This is a genomic window from Lysinibacillus telephonicus, from assembly GCF_003966145.1.
Taxonomy (GTDB): Bacteria; Bacillota; Bacilli; order Bacillales_A; family Planococcaceae; genus Ureibacillus; species Ureibacillus telephonicus.
The window spans coordinates 1-13,112 of the sequence record NZ_RXNR01000032.1 but is presented as its reverse complement, the minus strand read 5'-3'; the positions used below and the strand labels follow the sequence as shown (position 1 = coordinate 13,112).

Below are 13,112 nucleotides of genomic sequence, written 5' to 3'. Positions count from 1 at the left end.
TATATAAATTATAATTACATATTTTCTTAAAAAGGGGATAGGTATAAATTACCATTTTATAAAAATAAAGTTAAAATCAACATCCGATTAGGTCCAAAATCAATTAAAAATGATACTAAAAAAACTTTATGGGTAAATTTGAATGTGAATTTATCCCTTTTGTAGTCCTAAATGTAATTTTTGATATACTATTGACAAAGGATCATTATTATCATATATTTAAGTTAATATTTGAATAGTTCTCCTAAAGGGGAGTAGCTTTTACAACCAAGTCGTCATTTCGGAAGATTTCTTCTTCCCGGCTTCGTTGGCAATGAACTCATTGTTAGCAAGACCTTTACCTAAATAAGGTAAAGGTCTTTTGTTTTTTTAAAACCTTTACCATGTCTGGTAAAGGTTTTTTGTTTATATAAATCTAAGTCAGATCAATTAGAACATTCAATATGTGAATTTTTTGAAATGGAGATGATAGATGAAGGTAGGATAAATTAATTTTCGTAAGTGTTTTGAATTAAATTTGAGAAATGGAAATGGATTTGTGTATAAACTATCCTAAGGAGGATTAATACGTTGGATATATCGATTTTAATGGAGTATGGTTGGGTATTATTATTATTAGTTGCTCTTGAGGGATTGCTTGCAGCTGATAACGCACTTGTTTTAGCGATTATGGTGAAGCATCTTCCAGAACAAGAAAGGAAAAAAGCACTGTTTTATGGGTTAGCTGGAGCTTTTGTTTTCCGTTTCGCTTCATTATTTATTATTTCCTTCCTTGTCGATGTATGGCAAATTCAAGCAATCGGAGCATTATATCTTCTATTCATTGCTATTAACCATATCGTGAGGAAACTGGTGTTTAAAAAGAAGGAAGAGCAAGAGGAGACAGAAGAAAAAGAGAAGAAACAGTCAGGGTTTTGGGGCACAGTTATAAAAGTTGAGTTAGCTGATATCGCTTTTGCAGTCGACTCTATTCTCGCAGCGGTAGCCCTTGCAATGACACTTCCAAACACAAATCTCCCACAGATTGGTGGAATGGACGGAGGAAAGTTCCTTGTCATCTTTATTGGTGGATTTATAGGTTTAGTCATTATGCGCTTTGCAGCAAACTTGTTTGTTAAATTGCTACAATCGAGACCAGGTCTTGAAATAGCAGCTTTTGCAATTGTTGGATGGGTAGGAGTAAAGCTAGCGGTGTTAACGCTGGGTCACCCTGAAATCGGGGTTATATCCCATGATTTTGCTCACTCTACTGAATGGAAACTAATCTTCTATGCAGTGTTAATCATAATTGCTGCAGTAGGTTGGTTCATGTCGAAAGATAAAAAAGAAGAAGTTCAACAGACAACACTTTAATTTGTTAGGGAACTGCTAAGCCTCATTAGGGAAAAGATAAAAGTGTACATAACTAAAATCAACTTAGTTATGTACATTTTTTATTTGGCTTAATTATCACACTAATTGTTTATAGGATTAAACAGTTTTGTCACCTTAAAAAAAGGCTATTTAGGGCGGGTATACTGATTTTTGGTAGTTTTTTATTAATAAAATTTTCCGATAAGATATTTGTACAGATATATAATTAATTTACAGTAAAGTCGTTTAATTTATAATAAAAAACTCCAGTCATGTTATTCAACAATTGAGCCATACTGCGGAATAAACTACTTTAGCTACAATTGATACCAGAAGCATGAAAAACATACTAACAATTAGACGTAAAGTATTCATCACTCAATCAGTGGAGAAAACAACCTTGGAGTAAATTCGAAGTTAAAAGCATGGAATTGTATACCCATTATTAATTGCCTACCTATAGTAATAAACTTTCAAATTATATTTAATTGTGGAGGTGAAACAACAACAACCAGCGTAACAACCATCAAAAAAATGATGCTGACAACCGTAACAACCGTGAGGAGTTTGCTGAAGATTTGGCTGTAACAACAATGACAACCATAATAACAAGCGGTAATTAAACATATTATAGATTAACGAGAAGTTGTATAATTACGCTTATCTGACGTCAGAATAATTTCGCTTTTTCATAAATTATTCTGGGTTTTTATTATTTTTGATAACTAAAAGAATATCTTAATAATCGAATGGATTGCTCTCCGTAATGAAGTATAAAATCCTCGAGGGAAATATCTGAAAAACAAGGATTTACAGAAACTCTTTAACAAAAAGAATTAATAGTATAAATTGATTTATGTTTGGCAAGTATAATCAAGTAGGAAATAAAGGCCATAACACCTTTCCGAAGTAGCTCAGTGGTAGAGCAATCGGCTGTTAACCGATTGGTCGTAGGTTCGAGTCCTACCTTCGGAGTATAAAATCATTAATTTAAATTCCAAATCTAAACTAACGCTATTCTTGAAAAAGGATGAGCGTTCGTTTTTATTATTACCATTTAACAGCTTTATTTTTTGATATTCAACAATCTGGGACATTTCTTTACAAGGAATGTGTCTTTTTCCGTTTAAGGGTTGATGTTGAAGCAACGCCTTTAAAGATAATTGATTTCTAGTTGAAAGCCTTGAAGATGTTGTGAATTTTATAAATTGTTCTTGTCTTTATTTAAACTTTTCCTTAGACAAATACTCCAATCAAAATTTGTTCATAATAATAAAAAGGACGTGATGACTATTCTAAACGAGAAGAAGATAACAAAGTTAAAAAATATGCTAATTGAGCAAAAATACTCGCTCCAACGAAAAATGGATACAGATGATGAATATTTAGAACGTGGTAGTCTACGGGATTCTGTTGATGAGTTGTCAACAATCGATAATCATCCTGCAGATCTAGGTACCGAATTATACGAACGTGAAAAAGATATGGCGTTAAAAGTCCATGACGATGATGAGTTAGCAAAAGTAAATACTGCCTTACAAAAGATTGAGGATGGAACCTATGGCGTATGTGAAGTTTGTCTTCAAGATATCCCATATGAAAGATTGGTGGCACTGCCCTATACCTCTTTTTGTATTGAACATACGGATGCAAAAGATATACCAACAGATCGACCGGTTGAAGAGCAGGTGATTCTTCCTCCAGTTGACAATTCTTTTTCTGGCCGAGATGACAAGGATGATATTCATGATTATGAAGATACGTTTCAAGTTGTAGCAAAATATGGAACATCCGAAACACCGTCTGATTTTGAAGGGGATTTTGATAATTATGATGAATTATACGAAGACCCGGAAGAAATTGCCGTTAATGACGAATGGGATTCCTACCACATCTCTGAAACAGATGAATTAACACGTCAAGTTTCCATTCGGGAAGTAGAACACGCGAGAAAATTTGATTATTTAGAGGATTAAATGTGGGATTCAAAATGAGTCTAACAAAAACCGTTATTGAAGTAACAGTTACTTTAGCTTAATTAACGGCTCCCATAATCGAGCGTAATTCTTTTAAAAGAGGGCACTGCAAAAAGAAAGAAACTTTAAAAAATACTACAAAAAAGTCTCTAGTAATTTAAATTTTTTATTACCAGAGACTTTTTTGTCATTATTGCCTATAAAAAGCCCTTAGTTGGCTTCCTGTAGTTTTATCATTCTTTTTACATTTACAACAAATGCAGTGAGATACGCTTGCATTTTCATGCCAAATAGACCACGGTATTTTGCCCTGGTCATTCTATGTGCGTTCTTAAGTTCAGCATTTTATGTTCAATTCGTTTATGGGTCCCTTTGCGTTGACCGTAAACAATTGGATTTAGTGGAATATTGGCCTTTATGTTTTCTGTTTGTAGGAAAGATAAGTTATCCTTTGATGAGTATGCTGTATCTGCAAAAACTTCTTTTATAGTCAGATGTTTGTTTCGAGAGTTATTTACTAAAGTCTGTAATTGCCTTCCATCATCTTCATTCCCAGATGTAACAACTAAATCTGTAATAATTTCTTCTTCTGTCATTGTTAAATGTGTTTTATATCCGAAAAAGGATTTTGATATGGACTTACGTCCAAATCGGGCATCTGGATCTATAGCAGATGAAATTCCTTTTTTAGCTAATAGCCTTTCATCAGTAACAATTTGTATATGGAATCGTTTTGGGAGTGCCATTCTTTAAAAAGAATTGTGCTTTTTTTACTAAAAGTTCAAGTTGAAAATACAAGTATAAAATTACACTTATAGTGATTCCTTGGTTAGTAATTAGATTTGAACAAATGGGAGTTAATAATCTTGATGCTATAAAACATAAAGAAATTCCATAAGTTGTTCAACATCGGGCGCTATTGTTGAATAAAACTGAGAGTTTCAAACGACCTTATTGTAACATCTAAGACGTGTTATTCAGCAATTGCACCAAAAATTAAACAATTTTATTTTTACACCGTCCAGAGATGCTGACGGTGTAATGCGTTTTGGGATTTAAAATTAAATAATTTTATCGCGATTACACAATATTACACTTATTTTGCTTGCATAGGATTTCATGTACTACATAAAAAAAGTGATGAATCCTCTAAGATTCATCTTCTATCAATTCTAAAAATCTGTGGTTCCAAATATTCTCATAAAAATCTATTGTCTCTTTGGCAGACATATATGGGTTATTTAAAGTAGAGGTTGCTTTTTGTACCATGAAGTTTTTATATCCTAATCCATGTGCAAATTTAATCGTAGCATCCATGCAGTATTCTGTTTGGGCGCCGCAAAATTCAATATGGTGAACAGCTAATTGGTCTAAAAGATTTTTTAAATTCGTTTTGTAAAAAGAGTTTGCATGAGTTTTTCTTACAAAAAAATCTTGTTCTTGTACATCTAGATGGGCATTAATAGCCCAAAGTTCTCCTTCAGGCACCAAATCTTCATCGCAGTGCTGAACAAAAATGATTGGTTTATGTAATTTTCTATATAAGGCGATTCTATTATTTACTTTAGTAAGTAAAATTTCTAAATCAAATAAATGATCTCCACTGTAACATACGCCATTTTGCAAATCGATAACGATTAAAACATCTGCACAAGTCTCCATAATTTTTACCTCTTTCATTTTGAAATATGTTAATGATTCTAACATTTAAATATTTACAAAACTACATAAAAATTGAAAATGTAATTGTAGTAAATACGCTTAAATATCGTCCGAAGAACGTGAAAAAACCGCGTAAAAACAACAAAAAACCGCGTAAAAAATATGTGAAACCGCGTAAAAATAACAAAGCACGTAAAAAAGGCAGTAAAAGCGCGTAAATATCGTCCGAAAGCGCGTAAAAACAACAAAAAACCGCGTAAAAAATATGTGAAACCGCGTAAAAATAACAAAGCACGTAAAAAAGCAGTAAAAGCGCTTAAATATCGCTTGAAAGCGCGTAAAAACAACAAAAAACCGCGTAAAATATATGTGAAACCGCGTAAAAACAACAAAAAACCGCGTAAAAAGTATGTGAAACCGCGTAAAAATAACAAAGCACGTAAAAAAGCAGTAAAAGCGCGTAAATATCGCTCGAAAGCGCGTAAAAACAACAAAAAACCGCGTAAAAAGTATGTGAAACCGCGTAAAAACAACAAAAAACCGCGTAAAAAGTATGTGAAACCGCGTAAAAATAACAAAGTATATTAACCCCAACAACATTAGGGAAAAACCAAAGTTATTTTAGATAATGTTGTAAAATTCCTGGGAATTGTTAAGATAAATATAATTAAATAGCTAAACACTAGGGGCGCCAACAGGCTGAGAAGTACCCTTTGAACCTGATTTAGTTAGGACTAACGTAGGGAAGTGTACACGTTTTTTGCCATTTTCCCTATTTACGTTCTGTAAATAGTTTTTTTGTTGAAAGAATTGTGATCCTAATCAGGATAGTGGTTTAGCTTAACAAAAGAAAGAGGGAAAGATGGATGAATAAAACGAAAAGGATTACCTACACAGCAATTATTTCGGCAATAACAACAGCAGCTAGCACAACAATTTATATTCCACTTGGATTTGCTAAAGCATTCCCAATTCAACATTTAGCTAATGTTATTTCAGCTGTATTGCTAGGACCTGCATATGCTGTAATACAAGCCTTTTTAACATCAACATTGCGAAATCTATTAGGGACTGGGAGTTTATTTGCTTATCCAGGCAGCATGATTGGTGCTTTGTTAGCTGGCGTACTATATACGAAAACAAAAAATTTAGAGCTGACAGCAACAGGGGAAGTTATAGGGACGGGTATTTTAGGAGCGATGGCTACTTATCCGATTGGAGTATTATTGTTAGGGCAGGATACAACATTATTTGGCTTACTTCCAGCCTTTATTGCAAGTTCATTTGTAGGGGCTGTCCTTGGCTATGCAGTATTAAAACTATTAGTTCGAAATAAAGTACTATAACAAGTGTAGTGATAAAGCATCATGTAAAAATAGATTCAACCTTATATAATTAAACAGATTGTAAATAATTGGTTAAAAATTTCGATTTGTTATTTGAATTCCCCCCTTATCGGGACATAATAGAATGAGAAATTCGAATTACTCTTATATGTACAGTTTAGCTTGATTTCTAGCATTCTTTAAAACAATTTTTTAGAAAATAAAAATTTGGAAAGTATTGACGAAAACAAAAGGAATGCTATAATCATTCTTAATGATAATGATTATCAATATCAACTGAGAAGTCATACATAGAATAAGTGGTAATTAAATACGAATCGATAACATTATTAAATCTAGTAAATACAGGAGGAATTTCTCTAATGACTAACCAACCAAAAAAATACAAAAAATTCCTATCAACTGCGGCAACAGCTTCTTTAGTAGCGTCTGCGATTGTACCAGCTGTTTCGGCTGCATCAACATTTCCAGATGTTGATGCAGCAAACTCGCATGCCGAGAATATTAGCGCATTAGTTGAAGCTGGCATTATCAATGGGTACGAGGACGGAACTTTTAAACCAAACGCGGAATTAACTCGTGGTCAGGTTGTTAAAATGCTTGGTAAATGGGTCGAATCTCAAGGTTTCGAATTCCCAGCTGATTATAATACAGTTCAACGTTTCGATGATGTTGCTGTAGATGCAGTTGACCAAGAATTGGTGAAATATGCTGCACTAGTTAAAGATAACGGTATATTCATCGGCACTGACGGCAACTTAAACGCTGCAGACAGCATTACTCGTGAAAACATGGCTCTTACTTTTGACCGTGCCTACAAAGTGGTTTATGGCAAATCTTTAGTGGAATTAGCAGCAGGTTCGGAAAGCTTAACTGTTGCTGACTTGGCAGCAGCCAAGGAAGAAGCTCGTGGAGTAATTCAAGCTTTGCGTAACATTGGCATTTCTAACGTAGACAACTTTCAACCGAAAAAAACGGTGACTCGTGCACAATTTGCATCATTTTTAAATCGTACATTAAATGCTTCTGCTAAACCAGCTGCTGAAGTTACAATTAAATCATTAGCGGCAACTGCTGTAAGTCAATTAACAGTTGAATTTGACGGTGCAGTAACATCCGCAGACACTGCTAAATTTACAGTAACTCGTGGTACTACGGCGATTACAGTAGGCAAAGTTGAGTGGAACGAAGAAAAAACGAAAGCAGTTATAACAGTTGACCATAAATTCTCTGACGGAACTTATAGCTTAACAGTAAGTGGTGTTGCAAAAAAAGATTTAACTGCTTCAGTAACAACATCTCGTGAAGAGGTATCAGATATTCATTTTTTATCAAATAAATTAGTGTTTACTGGTAAAACAAAAGGTGATTATAACCAAGCAGTAATCGCTTTTGAAGCCTTAAACCAATACGGTGAAGATATAACAAAAAATATTAATGCTAACCGTTTTGTGGATGAACGAGTTCGTGGTATCGATGTTAACAAAGATGATATCACTGTTGAAAATGGAAAATTCATTGTATGGGTTGAAAAAGACGAAGATGATGATAAAACTGGTTCAGTAGAATTTACATATAAAAATGGTGACTTTGAGATTGATGTAAATCAAGATGTACAATTATCAGACATAAGTGAGCCGGGTTCAGTAGAATTATTAAGTATTTATAATTCAGGCAATAAAGAATTAACTACTAAAAACCTTAAAGACGCTGCTGGTCAAAATGCAGTAGAAGAATTTTACTTACTTTTCAATGTTAAAGATCAGTATGGAGTCGATATTGATGCTGAATTTGCAGATGATGTTAAATCTTCATCTTCAACAAGCGATACAACAATTTTAGATGAAGTACAAAGAGGAATTCGTGCAAGTGTATCAAATAAGGATATTTTCGATTTAGAAGACGAAGATAAAATCGAAGTTATGAATGTTGATGGAGAATACTATTTTGCATTGAAATTAGTAATTGATGACCCAGAAGATTTAGTTGGCGGAGAAAATATTGTAGAATTCCGTGCGAAGGCTACAGGTGAGATCACAAGTAAAACCTACACGGTTGAACACAGTTCTGAAGTATATGAGATTAAACTAAGTTCACCAGGTGAAGTGATTGCTGGTGATGAAACTGTAAAATTACCTGTTACTGCAACTGATCAAAATGGTGAGTTAATTACAGATATAAAAGCGTTGAATGAAGATTTAAAGGATGAAAAAATTATCATCGATTGGGATAGCGGTCTAACCAAATTATCAGGCAAGGCTTCAAGTGTGTTTACTTTTGTAAAAGAAAAAGAAAAAGTATATTTAAAATTTGAAACTGCTGATAATTTCACCGATGAAGCAGAAGATTACGATATTGATATCGAAGTAGATCAATCAGGGATTGAAAATACATTAACATTACTAGTGGAACCTAATGCACATCCAGCAAGAATCACAAGTGTGAAAAGTTTAGTTCATAATTATGTTTTATTAGGTGATTCAAGAGATGAAGAGTTAGTTCTGGAAGATCAATATGGTCGCGTTTTTAATAAAAAATCAGTAGGTACTGCTGAAAAGCCTGGTGGTGTGAACGGCTACCAATACTATGAAATAAGTGCAACTTCATCTAATAAAGACATTTTCACTGTTACGAATACATCACATAAATTCGTGGTAAAGTCTCATGAAGAAGGTAGTGCTACAATCCAATTTAAGTTAGTAGCTCGTGATGTTGAAGGGAATGTAATTGAAGATAAATTTGATGTTACCTTCCGTTCAATTGAAATGGAAGATTTCGATTCATTTAAAGTAAAGAGTGATAAACTTCTATACGGTGGAGATGAATTTGTCAAAGTCGATGATGCAGGAATCAAAGTAGTTGGCCTCATCGGAGATCGTGAAGTTGATATTCCAAACAGTAAATATAATATACATGCTGAAAGCGAATATTTAAGTACCGATGGCAAAAAAGTAACTGCAGATACTGCAACAATTGAAGCTGATGACATATTAGATAATGAAACGGATCAATATAAAGCTGATATTGTTGTTACAATCAACGACACAGGAGAGACGATTAGATATACTTTAACTCTTGCTCGTGAAGATGCAATCGCAAATAGTTTCAAGGTTAATGATACTAGTGGACTAACTAAAAAAACTTTAGAAGAGATAGAAATTGAATATAATGATGTTTCTGAAGATCTAATATTAACAGCTAGCGAAATCATTGAAGAGCTTGTTGAAGAAGGAACAATTGAAATAAAGGATCAGTATAATAATAAACCTATTTCAATTAATAATTCTACTGGCAAAGTAGAATTCTATGACGGAACTTCGGACTATATTAAACCGATTATTACTGATATTATTTCAGATAATGATAAAAATATCGTTTCTTCAAATGGTACTACTAGTATGACAATTAAGTTAGGTGAAGATGGACTTACTATAGGTGATTCATTCAATCTTACATTAACAATTGACGATAAAACTCAAACTATTAAAGTTTATATTAAATAATTCTTTCAAGTGAAGCTAGAGATTGAAAAAGCCGAATTTCTCGTTCTAATACGGAGAAATTCGGCTTTTATAGTACTTAAGATTAATAAAAGCTTCAATTATATCGCATTATACGATATAATCTGTTGTAACGATGTAATTGAGAGGTGCTATATGGAACTTAACACTTATTTTACGGATATTTATTATCATCTTCATCCAAAGCATGAACAGATGATTTCCCACCAAAGCGTACGGATTTTGCAAATAGTTCAAAAAGAACATTCCGTAACCGTTCGTTTTTTATCAGAAGCATTGGGGATTTCGCATAACACGGCATCAGAACATGTAAAAAAGCTCGTGAATCATGGCTGGATTATAAAACAGCGCTCAGAAGAGGATCAACGAAAAGTTTACTTGCAGTTAACTGAGGAAGGGTTACAAATCGTTAAGCAAAACACTGAATTAGATGAGCAAAAATTACAAGCAACATTGAATAAGCTAAGTGAAGAGGATCAACAGTTAATTTTACAAGCATTTCGGTTGTTGAGCGAGGCAGCGAAATAATGGTATGGATTAAACTTTTTACGTCAGCTGTCATCATTGCACTTGTAACTGAGTTTGCTAAAAAATTCCCTCTTTATGGCGGTATTATCGCAGCACTGCCGCTAATCAGCCTTCTCAGTATATTTTGGCTAACTATACAAGGTGAAACAATAAAGCAAATTCAAACTTTTACAATGGGAGTTATTATCGGGTTGCCGGCAACGATTATAATGTTGCTTGTCATATATGTGATGTTGAAAAACTCCTTTTCCTTCCTTATTGCATTTTTAGCAGGAGTTGCCTCTTGGGGATTCCTTTTAGCTATTCAAAAACTAATATTTGTAAAGTTTAATCTTCATTTATAGATTGTTTTTATTCTAATCAAGGAAAAATGCTCTTTTTGTAGAATGATATATATGAAGCAATTAATTTGGATTGGCTCATAAAGGGGAGTTGGTAACTTTGAAAAAAGTAGTATTGTTTTTCTTACTATTTATATTTATGTATTCATCGTCTGTTCAGGCTCTCAGCTGGGCATATGCATTTGTTGTATGGGATGGGAAAGTTTATAAAGTTACCGAAGAAAAACTCCTAGAAAGTGAAATAGGCGAGAGTATTGGGGAAGTAGAAACAAGACCGAATGATATGTCCGGAGATTACTATGGAAATGCTTCAAATAGTTATCCAAAAGGTACAAAGTATTTTAAAATTAATGACATACCAACTTCTTCTGTAATTGCTGTTGAAGTAGAAGACGGTGTGTGGCAAAAGGCAGTATATATCCAAAAAGCGCCTTTTCATTGGAGGAATTTATTTACCAACGTTGTACCTATCATTATTTTAATCGTTATAATAATATGTTTATTGTTTCTTATAAAAGTGAAAAGGCGATCACAAAATTAAGTCTTTTTAAAAAACGGCTTCCAATAATGGATGCCGTTTTTTTTATTAAATTTGAATCATTTTGATGCACCAATTTCTCTAATAAGTAAGAAGAAAGGAGGGTGTGGATTGGAAAGAAAATTAAAGTTAGTAAAGCGTGCTAAGAAAGGAGATTTTGAAGCATTTCAAACATTGATCCACGAAGAAAAAGAAAAGATGTATAGAATGGCATATATGTATATGCGAAATGAAGACGATGCTCTCGAAGTGTTTCAAGAAAGTCTTTGTAAAGCCCTTACTTCGATTCATACACTGAGAAATAACGATTATTTTTCAACTTGGGTAATGAAAATTTTAATTAATTCAGCGATAGCAGCATTAAAGAAGAAGCAAAAGTTAGTTTCACTAAGTAATGAAGCTCTTGAATATATAGGAACTACTGAGCATTTACAAAATGAAGAACAGCTTGATCTTCTTCAGGCTATGGATGAAATTGAGGAGAAATACAAAACGGTCTTGCTGCTGCGTTTTTACGAGGATTATACAGTTAAGCAAATAGCTGCATTTCTTAACTGTCCTGAAGGTACGGTAAAAACGAATATTCGGCGCGGATTAGAAGTACTAAGGTCAAAGTTGAAGGGGGTATATTTTGATGACAGACAAAATTCGGTTGTTTAAAGAAGAGATTGATAGTATCCAAGTTCCAGTTGATAAATTGGATGAAATCATATTAAAAACGGTTCAAACAAATAAGCAGAAAAGAAGAAGGTCTTTCCGAAAGAAAGCTGCTTATTGCGCTAGTGCTGCTATTGTTGGGTTTGGTTTGCTAATGAGTTCAGCATCTTTTTCTCCTGCTATGGCGAATATTGTTTCAAAGATTCCGATTATAGGAACAGTATTTAGTGAGTCTGGGGAGCCAGGGTTAGAGCATGTAAATGAGCAAGGTTTAACAAATGTAGTAGGTGCGACAAAGAGTATTGGCGGAATGTCTATTACACTCGACGAAGTCTTTTATGACGAGACACGTTTAACGATAGGATTTTCAATGACATCTGACAATCCGATTGAGGAATTTTATTTATCCTCTGGACCTAACATCACTATAAATGGAAAAGGATTTTCAAATGCTAGTACTTATCGGGAGACGGAAATATCACCAAACTATCGAACTGGCATTATTAACATAGATTCAATTGATGATTTACCTGAGGAATTTACACTTGGAGTTACTTTTATAAGTAAAGACGGCAAGCAGTGGGATTTTTCGACTCCAGTCAATGTAAAAGCAAATGTTCAATCTGTTGCCATTAATCATTCCCAGGAAGTTGAAGGAATTGAACTTGCTGTTACAGATTTAAAAATAGGTCCAACTGGGTTTCAATTTACTTTTAGTGCAAGTTCAGATGCAGAAAAAAATTACTTGTCTAATGGATATTTAGATTTTGAAGTAATCGATGATAAAGGAAAAGAACTATTGTCTTATTCAGGTAGCAGCAAAATTCAAACAATCAATGGAAAGGAACAAATGACGGGTACACGATTATTTGATTCAGTTACAGCTGATGTTAAGACATTAACAGTTATTCCGTATTTTAAATTCCATCAGGGAGGAAGTAGTGTGGAAATCGATGCTGCAGGCAAAGAAGTAATAACTGAACTCCCCCCTTTTAAAGATACGGATTTTGTATTTGAAGACTTTGTTGTCACTCTTCCTTAAATAAGGGTTAAAAACATAAATGGAAATGAGGCTGGGACAAAACCCGTCTCTGATGAAAAAGCCGGTGAAATTTTACGATAAGTAAAATTTCACCGGCTTTGATTATTTTAAATAAAAAATAAGGACCACTTCTGATAAAATTAAGTCA

General features: G+C 33.6%; 12 protein-coding genes, 1 tRNA gene, 2 pseudogenes and 1 riboswitch. Of the genes and pseudogenes, 12 read left to right on the top strand and 3 right to left on the bottom strand.

Translation table 11 applies throughout. The features are described from left to right. Positions 1 to 570: 570 nt before the first annotated feature. From EKG35_RS12060 to EKG35_RS12050, 3 genes are all read left to right on the top strand, one after another. Positions 571 to 1,353, top strand: coding sequence for a TerC family protein (locus EKG35_RS12060; protein ID WP_126294711.1), 783 nt, complete (start codon positions 571 to 573; stop codon positions 1,351 to 1,353). Positions 1,354 to 2,256: 903 nt separating this feature from the next. Then, positions 2,257 to 2,328: transfer RNA gene (locus tag EKG35_RS12055), tRNA-Asn, on the top strand. Positions 2,329 to 2,645: 317 nt separating this feature from the next. Further along, positions 2,646 to 3,329 (top strand): TraR/DksA C4-type zinc finger protein, encoded by a 684-nt coding sequence (locus EKG35_RS12050; RefSeq protein ID WP_126294742.1) that lies wholly within the window; start codon positions 2,646 to 2,648, stop codon positions 3,327 to 3,329. 210 nt (positions 3,330 to 3,539) lie between these two features. Here EKG35_RS12050 and EKG35_RS21155 read toward each other — a convergent pair. The 3 genes and pseudogenes from EKG35_RS21155 to EKG35_RS12035 all read right to left on the bottom strand — a co-directional run. Next, positions 3,540 to 3,688 (bottom strand): annotated as a pseudogene (locus tag EKG35_RS21155) (transposase); the annotation flags it as partial. Between the two features lie 18 nt (positions 3,689 to 3,706). Next, positions 3,707 to 4,048 (bottom strand): annotated as a pseudogene (locus EKG35_RS12040) (transposase); the annotation flags it as partial. A gap of 430 nt (positions 4,049 to 4,478) precedes the next feature. Beyond that, positions 4,479 to 4,991 carry a cysteine hydrolase family protein gene (locus EKG35_RS12035; RefSeq protein WP_126294708.1) on the bottom strand — a complete coding sequence of 171 codons (513 nt, stop codon included), beginning with the start codon at positions 4,989 to 4,991 and terminating at the stop codon, positions 4,479 to 4,481. Positions 4,992 to 5,017: 26 nt separating this feature from the next. On the opposite strand from EKG35_RS12035, the gene EKG35_RS20955 reads away from it, so the two are divergent. The 9 genes from EKG35_RS20955 (at position 5,018) to EKG35_RS11990 (ending at position 12,964) form a co-directional block, all read left to right on the top strand. After that, positions 5,018 to 5,209: a hypothetical protein gene (locus EKG35_RS20955; RefSeq protein WP_126294707.1), complete on the top strand. Its 192-nt coding sequence runs from the start codon at positions 5,018 to 5,020 to the stop codon at positions 5,207 to 5,209. A 49-nt stretch (positions 5,210 to 5,258) separates the two neighbouring features. Next, the gene (locus tag EKG35_RS12025; protein ID WP_126294706.1) at positions 5,259 to 5,579 is read left to right on the top strand and encodes a hypothetical protein; all 321 of its coding nucleotides are present in this window, start codon (positions 5,259 to 5,261) and stop codon (positions 5,577 to 5,579) included. Between the two features lie 86 nt (positions 5,580 to 5,665). Then, a riboswitch (TPP riboswitch) is annotated at positions 5,666 to 5,754 on the top strand. 103 nt (positions 5,755 to 5,857) lie between these two features. Further along, positions 5,858 to 6,337 carry an energy coupling factor transporter S component ThiW gene (gene thiW, locus EKG35_RS12020; protein WP_126294705.1) on the top strand — a complete coding sequence of 160 codons (480 nt, stop codon included), beginning with the start codon at positions 5,858 to 5,860 and terminating at the stop codon, positions 6,335 to 6,337. Between the two features lie 362 nt (positions 6,338 to 6,699). Then, positions 6,700 to 9,840, top strand: coding sequence for an S-layer homology domain-containing protein (locus EKG35_RS12015; RefSeq protein ID WP_126294704.1), 3,141 nt, complete (start codon positions 6,700 to 6,702; stop codon positions 9,838 to 9,840). 153 nt (positions 9,841 to 9,993) lie between these two features. After that, entirely contained in the window at positions 9,994 to 10,386 is a 393-nt protein-coding gene (locus EKG35_RS12010; protein ID WP_126294703.1) for a MarR family winged helix-turn-helix transcriptional regulator, read from the top strand. After that, entirely contained in the window at positions 10,386 to 10,730 is a 345-nt protein-coding gene (locus EKG35_RS12005) for a DUF3147 family protein (RefSeq protein ID WP_126294702.1), read from the top strand. The genes EKG35_RS12010 and EKG35_RS12005 overlap by 1 nt, the downstream gene beginning before the upstream one ends. Before the next feature lie 97 nt (positions 10,731 to 10,827). Next, positions 10,828 to 11,268 carry a hypothetical protein gene (locus EKG35_RS12000; protein ID WP_126294701.1) on the top strand — a complete coding sequence of 147 codons (441 nt, stop codon included), beginning with the start codon at positions 10,828 to 10,830 and terminating at the stop codon, positions 11,266 to 11,268. Between the two features lie 108 nt (positions 11,269 to 11,376). Further along, positions 11,377 to 11,925 carry a sigma-70 family RNA polymerase sigma factor gene (locus EKG35_RS11995; protein WP_246020334.1) on the top strand — a complete coding sequence of 183 codons (549 nt, stop codon included), beginning with the start codon at positions 11,377 to 11,379 and terminating at the stop codon, positions 11,923 to 11,925. After that, the gene (locus EKG35_RS11990) at positions 11,900 to 12,964 is read left to right on the top strand and encodes a DUF4179 domain-containing protein (protein WP_126294699.1); all 1,065 of its coding nucleotides are present in this window, start codon (positions 11,900 to 11,902) and stop codon (positions 12,962 to 12,964) included. Before EKG35_RS11995 ends, EKG35_RS11990 begins: the two co-directional genes overlap by 26 nt. Positions 12,965 to 13,112: the final 148 nt, after the last annotated feature.

Coding starts and splice junctions, on each gene's coding strand:
- EKG35_RS20955 (WP_126294707.1), top strand. CDS start 5,018: ATGTTAATGATTCTAACATTTAAATATTTACAAAACTACATAAAAATT.
- thiW (WP_126294705.1), top strand. CDS start 5,858: ATGAATAAAACGAAAAGGATTACCTACACAGCAATTATTTCGGCAATA.
- EKG35_RS12005 (WP_126294702.1), top strand. CDS start 10,386: ATGGTATGGATTAAACTTTTTACGTCAGCTGTCATCATTGCACTTGTA.
- EKG35_RS11990 (WP_126294699.1), top strand. CDS start 11,900: ATGACAGACAAAATTCGGTTGTTTAAAGAAGAGATTGATAGTATCCAA.
- EKG35_RS12015 (WP_126294704.1), top strand. CDS start 6,700: ATGACTAACCAACCAAAAAAATACAAAAAATTCCTATCAACTGCGGCA.
- EKG35_RS12010 (WP_126294703.1), top strand. CDS start 9,994: ATGGAACTTAACACTTATTTTACGGATATTTATTATCATCTTCATCCA.
- EKG35_RS12035 (WP_126294708.1), bottom strand. CDS start 4,991: ATGGAGACTTGTGCAGATGTTTTAATCGTTATCGATTTGCAAAATGGC.